General features: G+C 31.2%; 20 protein-coding genes. 4 read left to right on the forward strand and 16 right to left on the reverse strand.

Annotation, left to right across the window (positions count from 1 at the left end; all coding sequences use genetic code 11):
- Positions 1-32: 32 nt before the first annotated feature.
- The 4 genes from CLV86_RS12605 to CLV86_RS12620 all read left to right on the forward strand — a co-directional run bounded on the left by CLV86_RS12605 (position 33) and on the right by CLV86_RS12620 (position 4097).
- Positions 33-944 (forward strand): hypothetical protein, encoded by a 912-nt coding sequence (locus tag CLV86_RS12605; protein WP_121052807.1) that lies wholly within the window; start codon positions 33-35, stop codon positions 942-944.
- Between the two features lie 44 nt (positions 945-988).
- Entirely contained in the window at positions 989-1993 is a 1005-nt protein-coding gene (locus CLV86_RS12610) for a glycoside hydrolase family 113 (RefSeq protein ID WP_121052809.1), read from the forward strand.
- A complete protein-coding gene (locus CLV86_RS12615; protein ID WP_121052811.1) occupies positions 1990-3249 on the forward strand; it encodes a BamA/TamA family outer membrane protein in 1260 nt (419 codons plus the stop codon). Before CLV86_RS12610 ends, CLV86_RS12615 begins: the two co-directional genes overlap by 4 nt.
- An 89-nt stretch (positions 3250-3338) precedes the next feature.
- Positions 3339-4097: a metallophosphoesterase family protein gene (locus CLV86_RS12620; protein WP_121052813.1), complete on the forward strand. Its 759-nt coding sequence runs from the start codon at positions 3339-3341 to the stop codon at positions 4095-4097.
- 14 nt (positions 4098-4111) lie between these two features.
- Here CLV86_RS12620 and CLV86_RS12625 read toward each other — a convergent pair whose 3' ends face one another.
- The 16 genes from CLV86_RS12625 to CLV86_RS12700 form a co-directional block, all read right to left on the reverse strand.
- Entirely contained in the window at positions 4112-4801 is a 690-nt protein-coding gene (locus CLV86_RS12625) for a TIGR04283 family arsenosugar biosynthesis glycosyltransferase (RefSeq protein ID WP_121052815.1), read from the reverse strand.
- Between the two features lie 27 nt (positions 4802-4828).
- The gene (locus CLV86_RS12630) at positions 4829-5608 is read right to left on the reverse strand and encodes a DUF547 domain-containing protein (protein WP_121052817.1); all 780 of its coding nucleotides are present in this window, start codon (positions 5606-5608) and stop codon (positions 4829-4831) included.
- Between the two features lie 8 nt (positions 5609-5616).
- A complete protein-coding gene (locus CLV86_RS12635) occupies positions 5617-6504 on the reverse strand; it encodes a sterol desaturase family protein (RefSeq protein ID WP_121052819.1) in 888 nt (295 codons plus the stop codon).
- 62 nt (positions 6505-6566) lie between these two features.
- Positions 6567-7379: a purine-nucleoside phosphorylase gene (locus tag CLV86_RS12640; RefSeq protein WP_121052821.1), complete on the reverse strand. Its 813-nt coding sequence runs from the start codon at positions 7377-7379 to the stop codon at positions 6567-6569.
- Positions 7372-7983 (reverse strand): TIGR04282 family arsenosugar biosynthesis glycosyltransferase, encoded by a 612-nt coding sequence (locus tag CLV86_RS12645; protein WP_121052823.1) that lies wholly within the window; start codon positions 7981-7983, stop codon positions 7372-7374. Before CLV86_RS12645 ends, CLV86_RS12640 begins: the two co-directional genes overlap by 8 nt.
- 2 nt (positions 7984-7985) lie before the next feature.
- On the reverse strand, positions 7986-8516 hold the full coding sequence (locus CLV86_RS12650; protein ID WP_121052825.1) for a rhodanese-like domain-containing protein: 531 nt from the start codon (positions 8514-8516) through the stop codon (positions 7986-7988).
- A gap of 15 nt (positions 8517-8531) precedes the next feature.
- Entirely contained in the window at positions 8532-9359 is an 828-nt protein-coding gene (locus CLV86_RS12655; RefSeq protein ID WP_121052827.1) for a metallophosphoesterase family protein, read from the reverse strand.
- Between the two features lie 27 nt (positions 9360-9386).
- The gene (locus CLV86_RS12660; RefSeq protein ID WP_121052829.1) at positions 9387-10724 is read right to left on the reverse strand and encodes a sodium:solute symporter family transporter; all 1338 of its coding nucleotides are present in this window, start codon (positions 10722-10724) and stop codon (positions 9387-9389) included.
- Between the two features lie 3 nt (positions 10725-10727).
- Positions 10728-12173: a SusD/RagB family nutrient-binding outer membrane lipoprotein gene (locus CLV86_RS12665; RefSeq protein WP_121052831.1), complete on the reverse strand. Its 1446-nt coding sequence runs from the start codon at positions 12171-12173 to the stop codon at positions 10728-10730.
- Between the two features lie 40 nt (positions 12174-12213).
- Positions 12214-15402 carry a SusC/RagA family TonB-linked outer membrane protein gene (locus CLV86_RS12670; RefSeq protein WP_121052833.1) on the reverse strand — a complete coding sequence of 1063 codons (3189 nt, stop codon included), beginning with the start codon at positions 15400-15402 and terminating at the stop codon, positions 12214-12216.
- A 66-nt stretch (positions 15403-15468) separates the two neighbouring features.
- Positions 15469-16152, reverse strand: a complete 684-nt coding sequence (locus CLV86_RS12675; RefSeq protein ID WP_121052835.1) for a TIGR04282 family arsenosugar biosynthesis glycosyltransferase — start codon at positions 16150-16152, stop codon at positions 15469-15471.
- Between the two features lie 2 nt (positions 16153-16154).
- A complete protein-coding gene (gene arsS, locus CLV86_RS12680) occupies positions 16155-17210 on the reverse strand; it encodes an arsenosugar biosynthesis radical SAM (seleno)protein ArsS (protein WP_121052837.1) in 1056 nt (351 codons plus the stop codon).
- Between the two features lie 52 nt (positions 17211-17262).
- Positions 17263-17598, reverse strand: a complete 336-nt coding sequence (locus CLV86_RS12685) for an arsenosugar biosynthesis-associated peroxidase-like protein (protein WP_076734211.1) — start codon at positions 17596-17598, stop codon at positions 17263-17265.
- A gap of 108 nt (positions 17599-17706) precedes the next feature.
- Complete coding sequence (locus CLV86_RS12690) at positions 17707-17931, reverse strand: hypothetical protein (protein ID WP_076734449.1); 225 nt, start codon at positions 17929-17931, stop codon at positions 17707-17709.
- 129 nt (positions 17932-18060) lie between these two features.
- Positions 18061-20334: a translocation and assembly module lipoprotein TamL gene (tamL, locus tag CLV86_RS12695; protein ID WP_249037481.1), complete on the reverse strand. Its 2274-nt coding sequence runs from the start codon at positions 20332-20334 to the stop codon at positions 18061-18063.
- 35 nt (positions 20335-20369) lie between these two features.
- Entirely contained in the window at positions 20370-25463 is a 5094-nt protein-coding gene (locus CLV86_RS12700) for a translocation/assembly module TamB domain-containing protein (RefSeq protein ID WP_121052839.1), read from the reverse strand.
- Between the last annotated feature and the right edge of the window lie 104 nt (positions 25464-25567).

Below are 25567 nucleotides of genomic sequence, written 5' to 3' on the forward strand. Positions count from 1 at the left end.
TTTCCTAACTAATTAATAAAAATCAATTTTAAATGAAAAAAACTGCCTTACTATTTATAGCTTTAGCTATAGGATTTTTGAGCTTTTCTCAAGAAACAGAAGAACAAACAGAAAGTAATATACAAACGTATACACCATCTAAATTATTAAATAAAGGACAATGGGATATTAAGTTTTTTAATAGCTTATACACGCAAACCAAGCAAACAGATGCAGGCAGTGATGCTCAAGATATATTAAGAGAAAACTTTTTTACTAATACGACAGAAATTTATACAGGAGTAAGTAAAAATTCAAGAATAAATGTAGGTTTAATATTTCAAGTAAGAGCCAATACATTTTACGGTCAAGATGCGTTTAGCGTATTTAGTTTCGAGAATAATGGTGTGGATTCTAGAAGTGGATTAACTACAATTGCACCATCAATTAGAGTGCAGCCTTTTGCAAATATTCCTAATTTTTCGTTTACAAGTTCTGTGTATTTACCAGTTTTTAAAGACGAGCCTGGTGCTAGATATTTAGATAAACGTAGTGTATTTTGGGAAACAAAGTTTTTTTACGATAAAACCTTTGGTGGTGGCGACTGGCAAATATTTACAGAAGCCGATTTTGGTTTTAATTTTGGAGAAAAAGCAAGTGAAGCCAATGCAGACGAAGTGAATATTGGAGAGCGTTTTGCTAATAACAGTATGTTTTTACCTGTAAGTGCTTTTTTAAGTTATTTTCCATCAGGTAAATCTACAGTATTTGTAAATGCGCAACAGGCTTTTTTAATTGATTTAGGCAACGATTTCTCTCAAAACTACACGCAATTAGGTTTTGGTGGAAAATACCAACTTACACAAACATTAAACATTGAAGCGTCTTACGGTAAAATAGTAAGAGGTCATAGTTTTCAAGGTTTAGGTAGTACATACAGTTTAGGTTTAAGAGCATTATTTTAAAATTAATTAATAGTAAATTAGGAGTTTAATTATAAGTAGAAATAATGAAATATATTAAGCTTCTTTTTTTATCATTAATCGTACTGTTACAATCATGTAACGGTCAAGAGAAAATTAATGGTGTAAGTTTTGTAGCCTCAGGTATACCGGTAACAGACGAGCATACCAATCCTGTTGTAGCCGTACATGCAAATTATGCGGCAATTATGCCATTTGGTTTTACACAAAGTTTAGACAATCCAGAATTAAGGCACAATTCTAGCAGGCAATGGTTTGGAGAAACTAGAGCTGGCGTTAAGCAATATGCTGAAAGTCTTCAGGCTAAAGGCATAAAAATTATGGTAAAACCGCAGATTTGGATTAGAAATGGTGAGTTTACCGGCTATTTAAAAATGAAAACTGAAGCCGATTGGAAAACACTTGAAACCTCTTATTCTAATTTTATTTTAGAATACGCTGAAGCTGCCCAAGAAATAAACGCCGAAATACTATGTATTGGTACAGAATTAGAACAATTTGTGGTTAATAGACCAGAGTATTGGACTAATTTAATTAACGAAATAAAAAAAATATATAAAGGCAAATTAACCTATGCCGCAAATTGGGATGAGTATAAACGTACACCATTTTGGAAACAGTTAGACTATATTGGTATTGATGCTTATTTTCCTATAAGCGACAGTAAAACACCAACAGTAGAAGAGTGTTTAGAAGGCTGGAAAACACATATAACAGTAATTAAATCGTTTTATGATACTTACAAAAAACCAATTTTGTTTACAGAATATGGTTATAGAAGTGTTGATTATGCAGGTAAACAACCTTGGATTTCAGACCGTAGTATGAACACTGTAAATTTAGAAGCACAAAATAATACTACTAAAGCTTTGTTTGAAACCTTTTGGAAAGAAGATTGGTTTGCTGGTGGTTTTATTTGGAAATGGTTTCACGCCCATGATGAGGTTGGCGGTGAAAACGACAGCCAATTTACGCCTCAAAATAAACCAGTAGAAGCCATAATAAAAAACCATTTTAAATCACACAAATGAAAACCTTTGCACTAACATTAAGTATTATTTTATCTGGTTTACTTTTAGCTCAAAGTCAAACCATTTTAGACCTTAAAGTGCAAGGCAATAAAAAAATAAAAAGCTCATTTGTTGTAAAAATTTCTAGAGCAAAAGCAGGAACAGTATTAGATTCTACAATACTTGAAGAAGATATTAAACGCTTAAAAAGGCTTCCAGCAGTAGCACATGCCTATTATCAAGTATTTAAAAGTCATGATGAAAAGTATAATGTGTTTTATAATATTGAAGAAAATTTTACAATAATACCATCTGTAAATTTTTACACCACTAATGATGATGAGTTTGCCTATAGAATAGGTTTGTACGAATTTAATTTATTAGGTAGAAACATGATATTTGGTGGTTTTTACCAAAAAGATATTTACAATTCTTATGGTATAAATTTTAGAGCACCATACTTATTTAGTAGGCAATTTGGTCTGGCAATAAACCATCAAGATTTAACAACTCAAGAACCTGTTTTTTTCGATAATACTACTGCCGATTATAAATACAGAAATAAGGCTTTTGAAATTTTAGGATTGTATGAGATTAATTTTAATAACAGAATAGAAATAGGTGTAAACTATTTTACCGAAGATTATGAGTATAAATTTGGTGCTACAAATCCTAATGTGCCATTAAATTTAAATGTAAAAAAGTTACTTTACAAAGCTATTTACGAGTTTAATAACTTAGACTATGATTATCAATATGTAGAAGGTTTTAAAAGCATACTAAACCTTCAATATGTAACCTCAAGAAGTGAAGATTTACCAGAATTTGTAATAGGCTGGAACGATTTTAATTACTACAAAAAAGTGCTAAATAAAGGCAATTGGGCAACGCGTTTACGTATAGGTTTTGCAACTAATAGCGACACACCATTTGCGCCATTTTCTGTAGATAATAATATTAACATTCGTGGTGTTGGTAATACTATAGATAGAGGTACAGGAGCAATAGTTTTAAATACCGAATACCGTTACACGCTATACGAGAAAAACTGGTTTGCTTTGCAAGGCAATGCTTTTTTAGATGCTGGATCATGGCGAAATCCTGGAGGCGATTTAGGTGATTTTGGGCAAGCGGATAATATTAGAGTGTATCCAGGTGTTGGATTACGATTTATACATAAACGTATTTTTAATGCTATTTTTAGAATAGATTACGGTTATGGCGTAACTAAAGGAGATACACAAGGCTTGGTTTTTGGCATTGGGCAATATTTTTAATTAACCTTTTCTATAAATTTTCTTAATCTTTCATTTTTTGTTTTTAGTATTAGAATGATAATATTTATAACTTGTTATAAATTATAATTATGAAATTACATAGAACATTTGCCATTGGAGATATTCATGGCGGTTTAAAAGCTTTAGAACAAGTATTAGAGCGTATTCAAATACAAGAGAACGATCACTTTATTTTTCTTGGTGACTATGTAGATGGTTGGAGCGAATCGGCTCAAGTTATTCAATATTTAATTAATTTTTCAGAAAAATATAATTGTGTTTTTATAAAAGGAAATCATGATGTTTGGTGCGAAAAATGGTTAAAATCTGGAGCTACTAATGACGCTTGGTTAATGCATGGAGGAAAAGATACTTTGGAGAGTTATAATGGTTTTTCGGAACAAGAAAAACAGAAGCATCTTGAGTTTTTTCAAGACATGAAAATTTATTTTATAGACCATAACAACCGTTTATTTTTACATGCTGGTTTTACTTCTATGCATGGTGTAGAAAAAGAAGTGTTTAAAAAAAGTTTTTACACAGATCGTACACTTTGGGAAATGGCATTAGCTATGGATAAACGTATAAAGGAAGATTCTGAGTTATATCCAAACCGTTTAAAACATTACAACGAAATTTATATTGGCCATACACCAACAACACGATTTAGTTCTACTTTACCAATGCAAGCTATAAATGTATGGAATGTAGATACAGGTGCTGCTTTTACAGGAAAAATATCTGCAATAAATTTAGATACAAAAGCAGTGGTGCAAAGTGATGAGGTGCAACAATTGTATGCTAACGAAAAAGGAAGAAACCCAAAATTGTATAACGAAACAAAGTAGAGCCAATTATAAATTTAAGCAATATGTTTTTTATAATATGTGCATAATTCTTCGGCACTAGCACCAAACCATTTTTTCACATAAATAGTCCAAAAATGGTATTGTAGCTTCCAAATACCATGACGTTTGTATAGCCTATCCGAAGTTGTAATTTTCTTGTTAATAACAACAAACTCATTACGTTTATAGAGTTCGTTAATTAAGATGTTATCTTCATAAATAATATAACTTTCATCAAAACCACCAATATCTTCAAATAAAGCTTTGGTAATAAATTGACTTTGGTCGCCACCACGACAAGCACGCCATTTAAATTGCGTAAGCCAACTTGCCAAACGCAACCACCAATGGTTATTGTTAAACGTTAAACGAAAACATCCAGCTTGGTTATTCTGTTTTACTTTTTCTATAATATATTTATCGTAATGTGTTGGCGGAAAAGAATCGGCATGCAAAAAATATAAAATCTCACCCGAAGCTATTTTTGCTCCAGTATTCATTTGTTTGGCTCTTCCTTTTTCAGAATTTATAAGTTTTACTTTTAAATCAAGGTTTTGTATAATATTTTGAGAACCATCTGTACTGCCACCATCAACAACAATTATTTCTTGAATGTTTTGTAATGAAGCGTTATCAATTAAATGAAAAAGTAACTTTTCAATATTCTCGGCTTCGTTTAAAATGGGAATTACTATGCTAATCATAAAAGCATTTACGAAATAATTAGCAGTTTAGTTTTGTTCATTTAAACTCCAATCGTAATCTAAATAATCTAGGTTAGTATTGGCGTTTATTTTGGTATCACTGTATTTATTGATATAGTCTATAACAGAACCATTTGTGGTAAAATCTCCTTTGTACCATTTAAAAATTTCAGAAATTTTAATTTTATCTGAAGCTATTTCGTTTTTAGAATTGTTGTTTATAAATTCTTTTGTGGCACGCTCCATTAATTGCATAACATTAGCTTCAGTATAAGCAACATCTAATAATTTTGGGCATGAAGCCGAGGCACAATTAATAGCAAAATGTATTCTAGGTTCATTCATTTTGCGTAAAATACCATTTTCTAAACCAGCTAAAGAAAATTCATTTTCACCAATTTTAAATCTGTTTTCAAGCCAAGGTTTGTTTATATCCTTAATGCTTTCTGTAGGATAATTGTCTATTATAAGTTTAATAGTATTGGCATTGTAAACGTTAATAAAATAAGCCAATTGCGTTTCTACACTCCAATTTTTAGAAGGTATTTGGTGTTCTAAATAACTAACGTAGCTATTTAGTTTATCGCTATCTTTTTTAAAACCTTTATAATCTACATCTCCATTTTTAGCTACATATTTTTTTAGCAAAGCATCAAACTGACTGTGATCTATAGTTTGTGTAGCTGTTGTGTTTTTTGCTTGAGTTGTTTTGGCAGTATTATCAACTGTTTTTACAGGTAAACCTTTAGCCGAAAAACAACTGTTTAAGATTAAAGCAGTACAAGCTAAAAAAAGTAACTTTTTCATAAATAATTTTATTTTTTAAGTTTTATAGGATAGATTTCTTGGCCTACAAAATCTTTTGGGAAGTCTTCATCGCCATGAAATCCTAATTCGATGTCCTTACCATTATAAGGTACATAATCTGTTTTAAATAAGTAATCCCAAATACTTAAAGTTAAGCCAAAGTTTACACCATAACTTCCTTTTTTAGGCAATTCTCTTGCGTGATGCCAAATGTGCATTTTTGGGTTATTAAATACGTATTTTAAAACACCATAATCCCAACCTAGATTAGCGTGGTTTAAGTGTCCAATGGTTATGCTAAAAAAGTGAACAATAGCCACGTGTTTAGCGTCAAAACCACCAATTATTGCAATTGGTATGTAGAGTAAAGATTTGTAAACTATAGGTTCCATCCAGTGGTAGCGTAAGTGTGCAGCAAAGCCCATTTCTTTTACACTATGGTGTACTTTATGAAAGTTCCATAAAAACGGAACACGATGCAATAGTCTATGCGTATTCCATTGTGTGAAATCGCTAACAATAAAAAAGATGAGTAAGCCTAACCATAATGGTAAATTGTCTACATCAAACAATTGAAAGTTAGCAATAGAGAGACCTACTAAGCCTAAAATATCATCAAAAAAATGAGCCGCTGTATCTGTTAACGCAATGAGTACTATTAAATTTAAAAGAAAAAAGTTAAAGAACATATAAAACGTATCTAACCAAAAATCTTTTCTAAAAATAGATTGGTCTTTACGCCATGGAAATGCAATTTCTAATATCCAAACTAGAATTGAAATTACAATTAGGCCATAAAAAAAGTTATCCCAATGATTAATGGTTATAATCTCGTTTTTAAGATAATTCCAATAACCAGAATACGCATTTTTTATTATATCTATATATCTTTTCATATATCACTAAAGGTCATAGCAAATTAAGCTGTGTTAGTTTCGACGTATTTAGGTCTATCTACTTACAAGCTTTTAATTAATTCTTTAAATAATGTAATCATATTAGGTTCTGCCTTTGTTGCCATAGCAATAATCTCTTCAATATCTACTGGCTTTAAATTTTCAGGGTCGCACTCGTCTGTCAATACAGAAACGGCAGCAACTTTTAAGTTTAAATGGTTGGCAACAATAATTTCGGGAACCGTACTCATGCCCACAGCATCTGCACCAATAATTTTTAGCATTCTATATTCTGCTCTGGTTTCAAGTTGAGGTCCAACAACACTAGCATAAACACCTTTATGAAGTTTAATATTATTGGCTTTTGCAATGGCTTCAAATTTTGAATTTATTTCTGCATCATAAGGCGCACTCATATCTGTAAAACGTTCTCCAAGTTTTTCAACACCTTTAAATGCTAATGGCGAACTACCTTGTAAGTTAATATGGTCGTCAATTAACATTAATTCACCTTTTTTGAAGTCTAAATTTATGGCGCCAGATGCGTTTGAAACTAATAGCGTTTTTATACCAAGTTTTTCCATTACACGCACAGGATATGTTACATCTTGTAAGGTGTAACCTTCGTAAATATGAAACCTACCTTGCATAACAATTACAGTTTTACCTTCTAGTTTACCATAAATAAGTTTTCCTTTATGAAACTCTACAGTCGCAGTTGGAAAATGTGGTATGTGGTTGTAGCTTACTTCTTCTATAATTTCAAGTTCTTGCGTAATTTTACCTAAACCAGTACCTAAAATAATACCAACTTCAGGCTTATTAAAACCTTTTTCTTTTAAGTATTCTACTGTTTTTTTTATGTATTTAATCATTGTTTTTTATAATATTTTGTAGTGGTTGAATGTGTTCTAAATCTTCGTATAAATCGATGTCATTTAAGGTTTCTAATAAATGCGTTTTTTGGTCTGTTAAGTTAGAAATTGTATCGGTAAAAACCGTTTCGGTTCCCCAATTTTTATTTTTAAAAACAGAATTGTGCATTGTTTTCATGCCTAATAAATAATAACCGCCATCTTCTGCAGGACCAATAACAACATCGTTATTATTTAACGCCTTAAAAGCATCTTCAATATGTTGAGGTTGTAAATGAAATAAATCGCTACCAACAATTACTATTTTTTGATAATTGTTGTCAAAACCATTTTTAAATGCATTTTGCATTCTTATACCTAAATCGGCTCCAATTTGTTGGTGTTTTTGAAAAACGGAAGCATCCCACAAGTCATTTTCTCTAATTTTTACAGAATAATATACTGCTTTATCTGCATCAACTTGTTTTATAACCTGTGCTGTATGTTGTAAAAGGTATTTGTACACTCGTAAAGCCGCTTCGTCTCCAATAGTTTTTGCTAAACGTGTTTTACATTTTCCTAATTCTGGATTACGAGTAAAGGTTATAATAAGATTGTTGTGCATTTTTATTGCTTTTTAGAGTTTTTAGGTTGTTTTTCATCTTTTTTAAACACTTTTTTACCTTTTTTAAGCCATTTACTCCACGTTTTGCTAAAAGTATGTACGTTTTCTGTTTCGTTGTTTTGAGAATCTATAACAGTAAAATCTTTATTTTTCCATTCAAAAATACCACCGTATAAATTATAAACATTTGTGTATCCTGCTTTTTTTAGTTTTTCGCCTATAGTTTCAGAGCGAATACCAAGCGAACAATAGACTACTATTTTTTCGGATTTATTAGGGTGTTTTTTTTCAATTGAAGCCAAATCAAAATTATCGTAACCAACGCAAACAGCATTTTTTAAATGGCTGACTTCATATTCTTTTGGCTCGCGAGTATCAAAAATAATAGCATTGGTTTTAGGCATTGCTAATTCTTCTACACTTATATATGGTACACCATTATCGTTGTACTGTTTTAACAAATCGTCTATAGTTTTTTGTGCAGATAATTCTACAGAAAATAAGGCAATTAGTATAAGTGTAAAATGTTTCATAATAGTGTAATTTAATTAAAGTGTGATGCCAAAACCTTGCAAACCACTTTCTACTGCTGGTAAAATTTCGGTATTATCCCAAATTCCTGTAACGATAGTTCGGGCATATTCTTCTGGTAATAAACCATTTTGCATGAGTTTATTGGTAAGCTTATAATTATAGTCGAGGTTATGGTGTTTAAATTTCAAGTCTCCGTTAGTATCATCTAAAATAGCATACCAAACTTGAGGCGAACCATCGTTAGCAGGCATACCAATAACACCAGGATTTAGCCATAATTTATTGTTTTTTTGATGATGAAAAGGAAGACCGCAATGTCCTGCAACTATAACATCGCTTTGTGTGGTATTAAAAGTTTCTTCTTTTTTTTGCCAAGAGGTAGATTTGAAAATAAACTCTGAAACATTAAAATAATCACCATGTACAACAGTAACTTTTTTGCCAGCATACTCAAAAACAATATGATCTGGTAATGTTTCAAGGTGGTTTATAGAACTTTTAGAAAGTAAACTTTGTGCGTAAGGATACCATAATTTTGAAAAACCATCGCATCGCGAGCCTTCGGTAAAATCGCAACCACAATCTTCGGCATTTTCAATTAATTGTATTTCTACATTACCTAAAATACTTTTAGCTTTCCAAAGCTTAAATAACTGTACGGTTTCTTCAGGTTGTGCGCAATAGCCAACTATATCTCCTGTGCAAATACAATTTTCGGCAGGAATTTCTTCTTTTTCGGCAATTGCTTTTAATGCTTCAAGTGCTTGAAGATTACTGTAAACACCACCAAAAAGTAATGCTTTACCTTTTAGAGTTCCTATATTATTTATTTTTTTATTCATATTTAATTCTGCTATAGTGCAGAAAACTTAATTTTTTAAAAGTGCTTTTGGTAAAAAGTACAATGCAATACAACTTAAAACACCCCAAATATTTACCCACAATAACTGTGCATATTTACCTGTAGTAAATACTAAAGTTTCTGGAAATACATTAAAAACTAGTAAAAAACCAAAAACGAGACCGCAAACTACACTTAAGTAAAAACTTAACCTTGGGACGTCTACATTCCAAAATAGAAATATTGGAGTTAAACCAATAACCATTGTTCCAGAGATTGTTGTTGCTGAAAGTATTTCGGCATCTAAAAAAACGGGTAGTGTTCCTAAAATAGCAATGGCTAGCATGGCAGCTCTACCAAAGGTTAAATCGTCTATCATTTTTAAATCTATTGCTAATAATTTTGAGAATGAAGAAAAGGTAGAGTCTAATGTTGATGCAGCAGAAGTTATCATTATAAAATTAATAACTAATAAAATAACAACGCCAAAAGCTTTGCCAACCTCTACAGCAGCTTGACCTTTAAAACCTTGTGTTTGTGCATAAATACCAATAATGCTAAATAATACAATACATAAACCACCTAAAACGCTTGCCCAAAGAAAACTTTTTAAAGTTACTTTTGGTGTGCTTATAAAAGCACGATCTGTTAAAACAGGATCATGAAAAGGATAGCTAAACGATTGTAAAATAGCTGCAAAAAAGAGATTTAAGCCTAACTCAAAACTCCAAGTTCCTGATGAGATTACTTTATTTACCGTAAAATCATCGATAGAAAATATGCTATATAAAATAACTATTAGCAAAATTGAAAATAGCACCATTTGTATAACATCTGTAAAAATAGAACTACTTAAACCACCTTTAATAGCGTAGGCTAATGTTAGTATTGTAAATATAATAATAGCAGTAAAATATGGTTTAGAACCTTGCTCGCCAAAGTAAGAGCCAATAACCATTGTATTACTCCAAACCTCATTAAATAAACGAATGATTATTAATATTGAAAATAAAGCTACTGCAGGACGACCATATTTACTAGTTAAAAATTGATGAATACTATTAAAGCCACCTTTAGTTCTTAGCTTATAAATTAAAACGCCAGCAACGGCAAAACTTAAGTAATAACCAGCATAGGCAACACCACCAACTAAGCCAAAATCTAGCCCTAAATTTGCTGCATTAGTAATACTTTTTGCAAAAATCCAAGAGATAATTAAACTTCCAGTAAGTACTAATACATTTGGTGATTTTTTATTGTGGTTTGCTTTAAAAAAAGAGTCACTAGTTTTTGCAAATGGCGAGAGTAAGAACAAGATTAAACTTGATCCTACTACTAAAACCCATTGCCATATTTCTATACTCATATTTTAATTTTCGTCCCACCAAACTGGGAAGTTAATACTGTTGTCGTTGGTTGCGCTTGCGGCTGCTTGATAGTTTTCTGCATTTAAAGCTTCTTCTTCAGCAGGATACGGCATTCTTACAGGTATTAAATTGTTGTTTAAACTTGCCGAAATAGGATTAAGTTCTGGAAATCCTGTACGGCGATATTCTATCCAACCTTCGTAACCATTTATTAAATTAGCAATCCATTTTTGAGTAATAATTTGTTGTAATGGTGTTGTACCTGGCGCGTTAAAATCGGCATTTCCTGTTAGGTAATCTGTTGGCATTGGAGTTTGCCAATACTCAAAAGCTAGTGTTACTCCGTTATTATATAATTCTTCTGCGTTAGCAGTAATTAAACCTTTTTGGGCAGCTTCGGCAAGCGCAAATTGTACTTCCCAAGCTGTAATAAAATTGGCGTCTAAAACCGAAGTGTCTTCTCTAAAAGCAGTTCCTGCTAAAGAATAATCGGCTAAAGCAATAGATGTTGAAGAGGCATCAATACCGTTAATTAAGCCATTAAATTCTTGTGAATTTGAATTTGCAAATGGCCTGAAAAAAGTATTAATTCTAGAGTCGCTATAATCTAAAAGAATGTTTTCCATGGTTTGAGACAATACAAAATTATTAAAATCACCAACTCGTAATTGTGCTAAACGGAAGCTGTTAGGATCTGAATTTGTAAAGTTAAATACAGCATTTTCGGTATTAGTTGTAATGTAATCTCCTTGATCAATAATAGCCTGTAAATCTGCAGAAACATCTATTTTATCTGATATTCTAAGCAAAGCTTTAATTTTTAAAGCGTTTGCAAATTTTACCCAAGCACTTAAATCGCCATTAAATAAAATATCACCTTCTAAAGGAATATTTTGAGAATAGTTTTGTATTGCAGCAATACCATTATCTAAGTTTTCTAAAATGCCATTTTCACCTGTGTAAATAGATTCTTGACTATCGTAAACCGGTGTTACTGTACCATTAATACCGTTAAATGCTTCAAAATATGGCACATCTCCAAACAAATCTGTTAAACCAGCAGTCATGTAAGCCTTTAAAATTAAGGCAGGACCTTCGTAAACTTGAAATGTAGAAATGCTTCTAGATTGGTTTATAATAATCTCATTATCTCTTAAATTAGTGTAAAAAATTGGCCAAGGATTACCACCTAATTGAGGTGATTTTAAGGCATGACGATCAAATAAATTAAAATCTAAAGCGGTTCTGTGTTGTGATAATAGGTCTCCAGCTACAAAGCCTTCATAACTCATTTCATCTCCAAAATTATATATTACTTGACGTAATAATAAACTAGGTTGTACAGTGTTTGGAGCGTTGGGATTGGTATTTATGTCTTCGAAATCTTTTGTACAGCTTGTTGTAAAAGCAAGTATAAAAAGACTGAATATATATAATGTATTTTTCATTATTATGAATTTTATTTTTTTGTTTTACCCGAAAATTATTTTAAAAATTTAAACTAGCTTTTAATCCAAAACTACGTGAAGTTGCATAGCTCATATCTTCAACACCACTAATAAAACCATTGCCTTGTACAGCCAATTGTTCTGGGTCAAAATGTGGATTTTCTGTTATTACAAAAAGGTTTCTTCCTATTAAAGATAAATCTATGGTGCCACCTTCTTTTAACCCTAAAAAGCCATCGCTTAGTTTAAAACCATAACCAATTGAAAATTGACGTAATTTTAAGTATGAAGCATCATATACATTGTTTTCTTCATGATTTCTATCGTAAAATTGTCTGTAATAACTTTCGGCAGAAATAGCTACTGTATTAGGTGCTCCAGTTTGTGTAACACCTTGTGCAATAATACCTTCTTCTGGTCTGTATTCGGTTTCTGCTAATTGTCCGCCAACATTACCTAAAGCACTTGTTCTAGATACTAATTCGCCGCCTTGTCTCCAATCAAATAAAAAGCTAGCAGTCCAGTTTTTATATTTAAAATCGTTATTCCATCCTAAGGTAAAATCTGGATTATAATTGCCTAGTTTTTGTAAGTTGTTATCTGCGATATAGTTTCCGTTATCATCTATTATAAAATCGCCATTTTCATTTTTTAAATAACCTGTACCATAAAAATCACCAATACGTCCGCCTTCTTCAACTTGAAACCAAACGGTTTGGTTTTGAGAGTCGTAAATACGGCTATAAGCTAAAGTTAAACGACCATCTGCTTGAGGTAACTGTGTAATTGTTGCAGTATTTGTTGCAAAGTTAAACGTTGTATTCCATGTAAAGTTATTGGTTTTTATTGGTGTTAATCCAGCAATAATTTCTACACCTTTAGAGGTTACTTTACCACCGTTTACAACTTGCTGGTTATAACCAGAAGAAATAGGAATTGGTAAAGAAATAATTTGGTCTTTAGTAATGGCATTATAGTACGTAAAGTCTAGCCTAAACCTATCATTTAAAAAGCGTAAGTCTGCACCAAACTCGTAAGACGTTGTGCTTTCTGGTTTTAAATTGCTATTAGGTATAAAATTTTGATCGCTAAATGTAGGTTCGCTATTAAATGGTGTTTGAGATACAAAGGCACCAGAGGTTTGGTAAGCCCCAGTATCGTTACCAACTTGTGCAACACTAGCTCTTATTTTTGCAAATGAAACACTTTCTGGTAACATAGTTACATTAGATAAAATGAAACTTGCTGAAGCAGATGGATAGAAAAAAGAAGTTTGATCTACCGAAAAAGGAGTTGCCAATGCACTAGACCAGTCGTTACGACCAGTAATATCTAAAAATAAATAATCTTTGTAGCCAAATTTTGCAATACCGTATAACGAGTTAATGCGTTTTTTAGATTTGTATTGAAACACTTCTATTGGTGATGCGGCATTGTTTAAGCTAAAGATACCAGGTTGTGCTAAATTAACTGTTTGCACTTGTTTGGTAGATGCTGTTTGGTCTAAACGATTTCCTCCTAAAGATACATCAACTTTAAAATCGCCAAAAAGCGTATTGTAGTTTAGTAAAAAATCGGTGTTTATTTCTCTATAAGTAACATCATGCTCTGCGTAAGCTCCATTTTTAAAGCGGTTACTAGAAAAAGCACGACGCAGTTCTCTTTTTTCACTAGAGTAGTCCATGCCAGTTCTAACTTGCAAGCTTAAATTGTTAGTAAAGTTGTGTTTTAAAGCAATGTTTCCAAATACGCGATCACGCTCAAAAGCGTTTCGGTTTTCGTATAAAATAAAATATGGGTTATCGAAAAAAGTATAATTAAACGAGTATTGTTGAACATTTTCTAGTCCAGGTTGCCAATAATTTTTTAAATTATTAATGTTTAAACTTCTTGGTCCCCAAGCAACAAGAGAGTAGTTAACATTTTCACTGCCATAACCGTTTGATGGTCTGTTATCACTACTTGAATTTGTGTAAGCAATAGATGAAGAAAATGTTGTTTTTTCTGTAGGTTCAAAATTTAATTTTAAAGCAACAGTTTGTCTGTCTAAATTAACACCTGGAATTATAGATTCGCTTCTTAAATCTGTAAACGATAATCTATAATTACCATTATCAAAACCATTTGAAATTGCAATATTATTTATGGTAGTTATACCAGTTTCGTAAAAATCTTTAAGATTATCTGGATTAGATTTTAATTCTGTTGGTGTAATTGTATTTCCAGAGTAAAGAGAAGTATCACCACCGCGAACAATGCTGCCGTTTTCTAAAAGCACAGGACTATCAAACTGAGGAGCAAAAATTCCTGTATCTAATCTTGGTCCCCAAGAATAACTAATATTATCATTTGTCCCACCACCAAGACCGTCTACAAACTCAAACATTCCTGAATTTCCTTGACCGTATGAATTTTGAAAATCAGGAAGTCTAAATGCTGTATCAATAAATAATGATGAATTTATACTTATACCTAATCCTTTAGTTTTTTTACCGTCTTTAGTTGTAATTACAATTACACCATTTGAAGCTCTTGTACCATAAAGAGCAGCAGCACTTGGTCCTTTTAAAACAGAAACTTCCTTAATATCGTCTGTGTTAACTTCCATAGCGCCATTTCCAAAATCTATTTCTTGAAAGCCTGCAGCTGCTTCGTTAGTAAAATTAAAAACTGTATTGTTGTTTATTGGTATTCCATCTACAACAAATAAAGGATTATTGTTAGAAAATGAGGCTTCACCACGAATGGTGATTTTAGATGATGAGCCAACACCTGTTGCTCCTTGAGATACTGTTACACCAGCTAATTTGCCGGATAAATTATCTAAAAAATTAACAGATTTGACTTCATTTAAACCTTCAGATTTTAAAGATTGTACTGCGTAGCCTAATTCTTTTCTTTCGCGCTCTAGACCTAATGCTGTAATAACAACTTCGTCTAAAGTTGAGGTGTCTTCGGTTAATTCAATATTAATAATTGTTTTGTTTCCAACGGTTATTGTTTGTGTTTTGTAACCTAAAAAAGAGAATTGTAATTGGTTGTCTTTAGACGGTATTTCAATAAGATATTCTCCATTTTGGTTAGTAGTGGTTCCATTCTTTCCTGATGTAATATTTACAAATGGTAGTGTTTCGCCATCTGTAGCATTAGTAACAGTTCCTGTAATTGTAATTTGTGCAAAGCTAAAACTTGATACAAGTAGCATTACACATAAGTAAATGTGTTTCATTTAAAAAAAATATTTTCAAAAAAAGTTAGTTAGGGTTTTGATGTGCAATTGCACATCTCTTTGGCTTTATATTGAAAATACAATTGGGGAACCTTTATTGCGGCTTGTGGAGACTGTATTCAGCTTTAAAAACTGTAATATATGTTTACTTTTCGCTTTCGCTGAAGTGATAATTTTTAATAATATCTTTCTAATATTTATTGAAAGATTTTTAAAACTATTTATAACCTTTTTAATGTCTAAAACATTGTCTATGTCTATAAGTGTTTCTAAACAAGCAATGTCAACTTTTTTAAGTGAAAAAAGATTAAAAATATGTTGATTTAAAATAGAAGATTGCCATGGTAAATTAACAAATAGCTTTGCGTTAAAGACAGATTTGTTAATTCCCATAAGATAAAAACCGCCATCTTGTGAAGGACCTAAAACTAAAGAATTGGTTTCAAGTTTTTTTTGAGCTTCTAATATGTGGCTAGTGTTTAAATGTGGAGTATCGTTACCAACAGTTATAATATTGTCGAAACCTTTTTTGAAAATTGATTCAATGGCATTTGTAAAGCGTTCACCAAAAGTATTACCAAATTGTTGGGTTTCTGAAATTATATAATAAGGGAGATTTGTTTTTTTTGTTTTTTCTTGAATTCCGGTATTTAGAGCTTTAAATAAATAAGCAGATTGTGAGAAAGGTTTGTTTAAACCTTCTCTTTCTGCAGAATTTGCAAAAATTAATATTGCTGTGTTTTTTTTCATATTTATGCTACAACACCTTGACAGCTACTTCCTGCGCCTGCAGTACAGCCATAGCAATGTTGAGATATAACAATATTTCTACCTTCTAATAACTCTTCTTTGTATTCGCTAATGTGTTTCGACTTACTGTTTACTGGTAATTCTAACATTTGGTTAAAATCACAATCAAATAAATAACCATCCCAACTAACGGATAGTGTGTTGGTACACATAACGTTTTCTACAGCTGCAGGATTATATGCTTCTACTAAAGCATACATATAATCTTCGTAGTTTTCACTAGCAATTAGATAATCTAAAAAACGAGCAATAGGTAGGTTGGTAATAGCAAATAAATTGTGAAAACTAATACCAAAATCTTCCATTAAAGCTTTTTTAAAATCTTTTTCCATTGTAGCTTGATCTCCTGGTAAAAAAGCTCCACTTGGATTGTAAACTAAATCTAATTTTAAATTGCTTTCTGGCATGCCATAACCACGATCGTTTAACTCTTGTAAGGCTTTTATAGACATATCAAAAACACCTTCACCACGTTGTTTGTCGGTTTTTCCTCTAGTCCAATGTGGCATAGAAGAAACAACATGAATGTTGTGTTTTTTAAAGAAGTCTGGTAAATCGTAATATTTTTTATTGGCTCTAATTATAGTTAAATTGGAGCGTACAATAAAATCTTTAACACCTACTTTTGAAGCTTCTTCAACAAACCATCTAAAGTTAGGGTTCATTTCTGGTGCACCACCAGTTAAGTCTAGTGTATGAGCGCCCGTAGTTTTAATAACATCAATTATTTGCTGCATGGTTTCACGCGTCATTATTTCTTTTCTATCTGGACCGGCATCTACATGGCAATGTTCGCAAACTTGATTACACATGTAACCTACATTTACTTGTAAAATTTCTAGTTTTTTTGCTTTTAAGGGAAATTGGTTAGTTTCAGAAATTTTATTTTTAAAAGTTGGTAATTCTCCACTTTTAAAAATTCCGTTAGATAAGATTTCTAGTTGTTTATTACTATTAGCTATTTCTTTACCTTGTTTTTTAAGGGACTTTGTTGCCATTAATGTTTTTCTGTTTATAAATTCTTACGTAGTAAATTATAAAGTGGTTTTATTAGCCATCTAATTTATTTACTTTATTCATCATTTGAACACCATGTACTAATGTTGCTCCACTTTTTATGGCAGCTCCAACATGTAATGCTTCCATCATTTCTTCTTTGGTAATACCACGTTGTAAACCATCTTTAGTATAGGCGTCTATGCAATATGGACACTGTTCTGTATGCGCTACAGCTAAAGCTATAAGTGATTTTTCACGGGCAGATAAATGTCCTTCTTCAAAAACTTTACCATAGTAATCAAAAAATTTATCGCCTAATTCTTGATTCCATTCGCTAATTTTTCCAAATTTTTTTAAATCTGCTGGGTCGTAGTATGTTTTATTCATTTTTGATATATTAATTTATATTGTCGAAGTTAAGTAATGTTCCTAACAAAAAAATGGATTCTACTTTGTTTCAAAATAGAATCCATTATTATGATTTTAAAAGTTTTATTAAGCAGATGGTCTTCCTTTAAGACGCTTTTCAATTTTTTGTTTTTTTTCTGTTATTCTTTTCATAACATCCATGATTTTAACGTCTTTACTTTCTTTATAAAATTCGTTTAAACCTAAGATTATAGCTTTTGCTTTTCTAGAAGCTTCAACACGATCACTAGTAGACATATTGCTCATTTTCATATCTTCAAATTCCTGAGCTTCAATCAGTAGGGTTTCCATATTATTCATTCATTTTGTATTAATCGGTCTAAAATATAAAAATGTTATTAATTAATTCCTAAAGAAATCATAAAAAATATTGATTGTACTATTAACTTCTTAAATTTAGAGGTTAAAAATTAGAAATAATTAAAAAGGATAACCGATGGCAAAATTTAAAATAGGTTCGTCTAATTTAAAATCTAAACGTTCTCCTTTTTCTTCTCCAGGATCATGAAATGGTGCAGCTAAATCTAAACGAATTACAAAACCTTGTACATCTACACGTAAACCAAATCCTGCACCCATTCCTAATTCGCTTAAAAAATCGCTTGAGAATTCTCCTCCTGGTAACGATGGGTTTTCTTTTGAGTTCCATACGTTTCCTGCATCGGCAAAAACGGCTCCTTTAAAGAAACCAAATATTGGAAAACGATATTCTATATTTGCTTCTAATCTAATATTACCAGTTTGGTCAAAAAAAGTTTCGTTTTCTGTCTCAGAGTTGGAATATGTGCCTGGACCAAGTGAGCGAATTCTAAAGGCTCGAACACTATATGGTCCTCCAGAAAAGTACTGTTTTGTGTATGGTAATATTTCTGAATTCCCATAGGCTAGACCATAACCGGCAAAAAGACGAGTTGCTATTTTTTGATCTTTACCAAAATTAAAATGATAATGTAAATCTATATCTGCTTTTGCATATTGTGCGTATTCAAGTCCAAAAATTTGTTTGGGTTCTCCAGCCTCCTTTTCTTTACCTAATAGGCTAATTGTATTTCCTGCTACATCAAAATTAAAATTGGCATAAAATTGATGCGTTTTACTAGAGTTCACTAATTCGTTGTAAGTAAAAGAATAGGTTAGCCCAGAAATAAACTCTTGATCGAAGCTGCTTTTTAAAAATGGATTGTCGTCTAAAATGGCTTGAAACTCTTCTGTTGTATTGGATAATCTTGTGTAATTTGTAGAAATAGGATTTATAGTATGTGTTACATAACGACTTGCATCCCAAACATAGCCAAACCTTGCATTTGCAGATAGTAATGTGTAAAGTTCGCTTCTGTTTAAATAATCGAAACCTATAGATGTTTTTGTTTTTGGAATGGCATATTTAAAATAATTATCACTTATTTTAATTGGAAATAATACACGTGGAAAAATAAATTCTGCTTCTGCTCCTAACTCTAAACTACTTAAACCTGCTTGGTTTTTTCCTGCAATTTGAGTTTCGTATGCCGCTTTTGTACTTATGTTTAATGTTTCTCCGCCTTTAAATAAATTACGGTTACTGTAGGTTAATACTAATGCAGGACCTGCAAAATTATTAGACTTTGTAACTGCTTGTATTTCTGCTCTAACAGCGCGTTTGTTTAATGGAGATAAATAAATATTAGCATCTAAAAGTCCTAAGCCATCATTTGCAATAGAATCTGTCTCTTTATATTGAATATTAACAAATTTATAGGCTCCAATTGTAGATAAACGTCTAGCAGTGTTTTTTGAGTTTAAAGGGTTGTATAATTCTCCTTCATTTAAAGTAATAAAAGGATCTAAGCGATCTGGACGGAAAAATTTAGGGTCTTGAACATATGTTTTTTCGTTGTAGCGCTCGCTATCAAAAACTTTAGAATCTTTAGGTAGCTCGTAATCAGGATAGATAATTACTTTTCCTAAACGATATGGGACAATTGCTTTTTCGGGAACTTCACTTTTTAATTTTAAGTATAAGTCTACGCTTTTGTTATCGTATTGGTTACTGTCTGCTTCAAAAATTAAAAAGTCTGAATTAAAATTATAATAGCCTTTGTTTTTTAAATGTGCATCAATACGCTGGCGCTCGGTTTTCATTCCTTCTAAATCAAATCGAGTTCCTTTTTTAAAATTTAATTTTTCTACTGCATATTTAATATCTTCATAAATAGGAGAAGGTAAAGAGTCTACTTGATAGGTCTCAATTTTATACGGTGTAGGAACTGTAATTGAATATACTACAGAGGCTTCTTTTGTGTTTTTGTTTTCAATAAAATCTGAAGTGGCGTGACTGTAAAAGAACCCATTGTTTTCTAATTTATTAACTAAAACATCTTCTACTTCGAAGGCTTCAACATCGCTTTGGTAAACAGGTTCTTCTCCAAATTGTTTAAATAACCATCTGTTTATAAATCCAGGTTTTTCTTTTTGAACTTTGTAGTAAAAATGTAAACCTGGTCGCATACCTAAAAACTTAGAGTTTGGCTCTGGAGTTATTACAGCTTCTAAAATAGGTTCTAAGCTTTTAGGGTTTTCTACAAGACTGTCTGCTTTTATTTCTATTTCTGCACCAGTATATAATAACTCTCCTTCTGGAATGTATTTTTTTACAGCACATGATTGTGTTATTACAATAATAATGCTTAGAATTATTTGTGTTTTTGTTTTCAAATTTAAGATAGTTGTATGTGCTATTTTTTTTACTACTAATTCTCTTTTAAGCTTTCTTTTTCAGGATCAATTTTTTCTTCGTCTTTAAGCTCTTGTTCTTTTTCTAAACGATCTCTTTCCTGCTTTTCTGCTTTAGTTTCGTTGTAGAGTATAGCGTCCCAAAGTTCACTAAATTTATTAAATTCTTGAGTGAAAATAAGTCCTATACCGCTAACTATGGTTTGTCCATCTATAATATTTTCGAATTCATTTCTTCTAAATCCTTTAAGTTTATAACGCCCATTTTTAGTTAATAAGTATTCTAGACTTACATTACCAATTAATGGTGAGGATTCGCCTGTAGAACTACTTCCTTGTAAATCCACTTCGCTACCAACTCTTACTACTAAACGGTCATCAAACAATCTTTTTTGTGCTGCCACATTTAATTGTGTTCTGTCTTGTGGTGCCGTACCTTGATAATCTGTATAACTGTCTAAACCAAAATCGAGTTCGAAACCAGAATTGCCTAATAGTTTATTTGAAAATACATTTAATTGATCTGAAACAGCATCGTTAAGGTTGTCTCTAGCAACAGTTGCAAAACCACCTGTACTACCATCGCTGCCAGATTCTGGATAAAAACGGTTTAAAACTAGTAATGAAAATACTTGCCTGTTTAACTCACCTTCCTGCTGATTAACTTGTTGTACTCGGCCATAAACTTGGCCGCTAATAGCGCCTTGCTCGTCTTCTGGCATATCTAATTTAAAAGATATTTTAGGTTGAAGCAATTCGCCATCAATATTTAAATAAACATAAAAAGGAAGAACTTGTCTATACTTACTTTTTACTGCAGGATCTGCTCCAGAAAGTTGTGATGCCATTAATGGTGATGCCGATGCTTTTAAATCGTAAATAGCACGAACGTCTAACTTAGCATCAAAAGGGTCTCCAGACCAAGAGACTTTACTGCCAGAAGCTAATTCGAATTTTCGATTAACAATGTTGTATAAATTCATTTCGTATAAACCGGTATCTACATTGTATGTTCCTACCAAATTCATACGCCCGTTTGGTTTCATTGTAAAATCAAAATCACCATGACCAGATACTTTAAAATAATCTCCTGTATCTTCATCTATAATTATAGTAACCGTTGCTTTATCTCCAACTTTTAAAAAGGTTTTAATATCGAATCCTTTTATAGTTGCGGTTTGTTCTTCGCTTTGCGTTAAAATAGCATCTGGATTTTCTCGATTAACAAATACTACAACACCATCGCGTTGCTCTATATTTACGGTTGCAGAAGGCATGACATAAGTTACGTCTGTGCTAGAACCAATAGTTGCATTAGCATTAAGTTTTGGAATTTGTAAATCTCCAGTTAATTTTCCATTGGCATCAAAACTTGCTTTTCCGTAGAGGAAATCGTTATCCTCTTTTGTGGCATTTAAAAACTGAAAATCTTTTGCTTTTAAATTTAAATTAAAAGTAGGATTGATAAAGGATTTTGTACCAATGTCTCCAGAAACGACAAGGCTATTACTGTCTTTATCTTTTATAGTAAAATTAGATAAGTTTAAACCTTCGTTATTAACACTTATTGCTTCGTTTTCTAATGTAAATGCTGCATTAAACATGGCGATATTAAAATCGGCATTATTAAAATTTAATTGTCCTTGATATTTAGGTTCTGTTGTTGTGCCACTTAATTTAAATGTCCCAGAAAGGTTTCCATCTGTTTCTTTTAAGTAGCCTTGAGAGAATTTTTCTAGAGCTATCATTTTAAACTCATTAATATCTAAATCCAAATCTAAGTTTGCTCCAGTTTCATTTGCAGTATAATCACCCACTAAATCTAAGTCTACATCACCTCCTTTTAGTGTTGAGTTAAAAGCGTAGCTGTTTCCGCCAAGCGATCTTCCTGTTATGGCTAGTTTGCCTAGATTAGCTTTTAAAACTTCAAGTTTATTAACCTCTAAATCGGCAAGAATACCTGTGTCTTTAAAAGGTTCTTCTAAAATGAAATCTCCATTTATTATACCGGAAGCTAAGGTTTTTTCGGTATTAAAATAACTTAAAAAATCTGCTAGATTAAAATTTTTAAAATCTATCGCAACGTGTTCTTTTGTTATATTTTGTAAGTTATCTGTAATCTCTACAGCTTGGTTACCGTTACTAATTTTAAAGTTGTTGAATTCTAAATGATTTTCAGTATAAATCATTTCATTATTTAATGGAATATTCCAAGGTTCTTGATTAAACGTTAAATTGTCTTGAAGTACTTTTAGTGTTAATTTTTCTTGATGTCCTGTAATTTGAGAAATTACATTTATTAATTTTTCTTCCTCATTAAATGCTGTGATTGTTAACAGCATTTCGTTGTTTTTTTGATCGGCTGAAATTTTAGTTTTTTGAATATCTATTGCTCCTGCTTTGAGTGCTTTAAAACCAAAATCAAAATTTAAATCGGTTTTGTTGGTATTCATTTTAAACGCTAAGCTATCTAATTCGTAACCGGCATAATTTATATGTGGTGCAGTAATATCTGCTATTAACTTTCGCTCTTCTTGTTCAAAATCTACAGCTATAGAAACGGTGTCTAAGTCTTTAACATTAACTAAAAGCACATCGTTTAATAATGGAGATTGTGTAATGTATCCATTTAATTTTAAACGAACAGGTTTTACTATAGAATCGGAAATTTTTACATCGCGATAGAAATAACTGTTTACATGTTTTTGTAAAGCCGTAGCAAAAGATCGTGGATCTGTATTAGATTGTAAGTTTAAATCGATTAATTTATTTTTAAATGTAACGGAGGTTGTATCACTTTTTACAAAACCAGTAGCGTCTATATTGCCCAATAGATAAGTTTTATTATCGTAAACTATTACACCGTCTTTAATATTTGCTTCAAAATTATAAGTTTCAGCATTTCCTTTAAAATCACCTTTTAATTTAAGGCCTGTTCTTATGTCTCGGTTCATTAAACCTAATCCTTGTAGGTTTGCACCAATAATATTTAAATTAATTTTAGCTTCTGGAGCGATAGAGTCTAAGGTTACTAATGCGTCTAAATCTAAATTAAGATTATCATCTTTATAATTAGATAGTATTTTTCCTTTTCCGTCTTTAATATTTCCGTTTAAATTAAGGTCTTTAATTGCATATTGATTATAACCAAAATTTGAAATTACCGCATTTACTTTAGCATCTAAAGTGTTTATAGTTTTTCCGCTACCGTTAGCCTTTAGTGTTAAACTTAAATTGCCTAAAGTTTCGTTTTGAAGTAGCTCGCTTAATTTATAATCATTAATTTTCACATTAGCATCAAAAGCAATAGTCTCCGCGTTTTTAAACGAACCGTCTATAGTTGCTATGCCTTGTGATGTTGTAATTTTAGAATTTGTAGAAATGTTTTTTAGTCCACCTTTTAAATTTCCGGTAATTTTAATGTTTTCTGGTAACGCAACACCAAGTTCCGTTTCGTTAACAAACTTGGCTAAATCTGTTTTAGTAGTTTCTGCAGAAAAATTAGGAATATTTAAATTTAACTCATTTGGATTTGTAGCATTTAAAATGTTTCCATTAGCAGAAACTCTTGTAGTATTTCCCCAATTAATAAAAGCATTTTGTAAGTTAATATTTGCTAAATAGCCATTAGCTTTAATTGTGCCTTTTAAAGGTTTCTTGCTAAGTGTGTTTAAATAATTATTAGATTTTAAATTAGGTTGAAATTTGAAAATTTCATTTAAATCTACATTAAAGTTAGGTAAGTTTAAATTGATTTTAGAATTTTCTGGTTTTTCGATTAATGATGCTAATGTGTTGTAATTTAATACTAGGTTTCCGTTAATTGAATTATTATTTAGCTTGAATTTTAAATTATCAATTGTTAATTTTTCATCAGAAACATTAAACTCAAGTGCAAAATCTTTTAAGTTTAATCCAGAGGTTTCTTTAAAATTAAACGTGTCAATGGTTAAGCCTCCTTTTTTATTTTCTAAAAAGATGGTGTGTCCTTTTAAATTTAAGTTGTTAAAAACTAATGCGTTTGGATTAAATTTAGTTTTGCTGGCTTTAGCATTGCCAATGAAATAACTAATATTGTCGTTTTCAAAATTTAAATTATCGACCGAAACTCTTAAATCTGGCCACTGAAAATTCTTAATATCTTGTTTTATATCCTCACTAACTTCTTCAACTTTTTGAATAATTGCATTGTCTTCCGTTTCGGTGTAAATAGCAATTGTAGAATTCTTTAAATCGAGAGTATTAATATTGATAGCGTTATTTGCTAAATCGGCATTTGGTATTTCTGCATAAAAATCTGTAATATTTACATTGGCAGCTATTCTATCGGCTTGCGATTTATAATTTGCTGTAACGTTTTTTAGTGCTATTTCGTCTGTAGAAAGCTTAGGTAATGGTGTTGGTTCTGCGTTTGGATTAACAGGAACGTAAGTTTGAAAGAATTTTATATTAGCTTGATCTAGTTCAATGCTTGACGCTTTAAACTCCATAGAATCAACATTTACTTCATCCATATTTAGATTTAGTTTGCTTATATCGAATCGGCTTTCTATTCCAGAGATAGCATCGTTGTAAACAACATCAATATCTCTAAAATTAAGATTTCCTAATATAATATTTAGAGGTTGCGCTGTTGTTGTAGTATCAACAGGAGTTGTGGTTTGTGTAGCGAAAGCATCAATTAGAAACTGAAAATTAAAACCGTTTATAGAATCTTTTCTTATAATATTAGCACGTAATCCTTCCCAGTCTAATGCTTCGACACCTACACTTTCTCCACGAATCATAGACCATAAAGGTACATTTGCTTCTAAAGATTTAGAATATACTAACGTATCGCCTGTTTTGTCTTCAAGGTAAAGGCCATCAAGCTGAATATCGCCATCAAAAGTTATAAATAGCTTTTCAATAGCAACTTTGGTATTTGTTTTATTAGAAACATAAGAAGTGGCTTTGTTTACAATAATATCTTGGCCAAAAGGACTTCTTATAAATAATATAATTAACAGAAATAATATTAAAAAGAACAGAATTGTTTTACCGATAATTTTTAAGAATCGGTATTTCTTCTTTTTAGCTTTAAATTCTTTATTATTTGTTTCTTCTTTCAATTTGAGATTGAATTAATATACAATATTATAATATTATAATTATAGATGTGTGCTTTAAAAGAATATTTAAGATAAAGTTATATAAATTAGTGATACTTTAGTGT

The sequence above is a fragment of the Lacinutrix venerupis genome, assembly GCF_003663945.1.
GTDB classification, from domain to species: domain Bacteria; phylum Bacteroidota; class Bacteroidia; order Flavobacteriales; family Flavobacteriaceae; genus Lacinutrix; species Lacinutrix venerupis.

Excerpts from the sequence above, each read along its gene's own strand:
- CLV86_RS12605 (WP_121052807.1), top strand. The coding sequence starts at position 33 with ATGAAAAAAACTGCCTTACTATTTATAGCTTTAGCTATAGGATTTTTG.
- CLV86_RS12610 (WP_121052809.1), top strand. The coding sequence starts at position 989 with ATGAAATATATTAAGCTTCTTTTTTTATCATTAATCGTACTGTTACAA.
- CLV86_RS12615 (WP_121052811.1), top strand. The coding sequence starts at position 1,990 with ATGAAAACCTTTGCACTAACATTAAGTATTATTTTATCTGGTTTACTT.
- CLV86_RS12620 (WP_121052813.1), top strand. The coding sequence starts at position 3,339 with ATGAAATTACATAGAACATTTGCCATTGGAGATATTCATGGCGGTTTA.
- CLV86_RS12625 (WP_121052815.1), bottom strand. The coding sequence starts at position 4,801 with ATGATTAGCATAGTAATTCCCATTTTAAACGAAGCCGAGAATATTGAA.
- CLV86_RS12630 (WP_121052817.1), bottom strand. The coding sequence starts at position 5,608 with ATGAAAAAGTTACTTTTTTTAGCTTGTACTGCTTTAATCTTAAACAGT.
- CLV86_RS12635 (WP_121052819.1), bottom strand. The coding sequence starts at position 6,504 with ATGAAAAGATATATAGATATAATAAAAAATGCGTATTCTGGTTATTGG.
- CLV86_RS12640 (WP_121052821.1), bottom strand. The coding sequence starts at position 7,379 with ATGATTAAATACATAAAAAAAACAGTAGAATACTTAAAAGAAAAAGGT.
- CLV86_RS12645 (WP_121052823.1), bottom strand. The coding sequence starts at position 7,983 with ATGCACAACAATCTTATTATAACCTTTACTCGTAATCCAGAATTAGGA.
- CLV86_RS12650 (WP_121052825.1), bottom strand. The coding sequence starts at position 8,516 with ATGAAACATTTTACACTTATACTAATTGCCTTATTTTCTGTAGAATTA.
- CLV86_RS12655 (WP_121052827.1), bottom strand. The coding sequence starts at position 9,359 with ATGAATAAAAAAATAAATAATATAGGAACTCTAAAAGGTAAAGCATTA.
- CLV86_RS12660 (WP_121052829.1), bottom strand. The coding sequence starts at position 10,724 with ATGAGTATAGAAATATGGCAATGGGTTTTAGTAGTAGGATCAAGTTTA.
- CLV86_RS12665 (WP_121052831.1), bottom strand. The coding sequence starts at position 12,173 with ATGAAAAATACATTATATATATTCAGTCTTTTTATACTTGCTTTTACA.
- CLV86_RS12670 (WP_121052833.1), bottom strand. The coding sequence starts at position 15,402 with ATGAAACACATTTACTTATGTGTAATGCTACTTGTATCAAGTTTTAGC.
- CLV86_RS12675 (WP_121052835.1), bottom strand. The coding sequence starts at position 16,152 with ATGAAAAAAAACACAGCAATATTAATTTTTGCAAATTCTGCAGAAAGA.
- arsS (WP_121052837.1), bottom strand. The coding sequence starts at position 17,210 with ATGGCAACAAAGTCCCTTAAAAAACAAGGTAAAGAAATAGCTAATAGT.
- CLV86_RS12685 (WP_076734211.1), bottom strand. The coding sequence starts at position 17,598 with ATGAATAAAACATACTACGACCCAGCAGATTTAAAAAAATTTGGAAAA.
- CLV86_RS12690 (WP_076734449.1), bottom strand. The coding sequence starts at position 17,931 with ATGGAAACCCTACTGATTGAAGCTCAGGAATTTGAAGATATGAAAATG.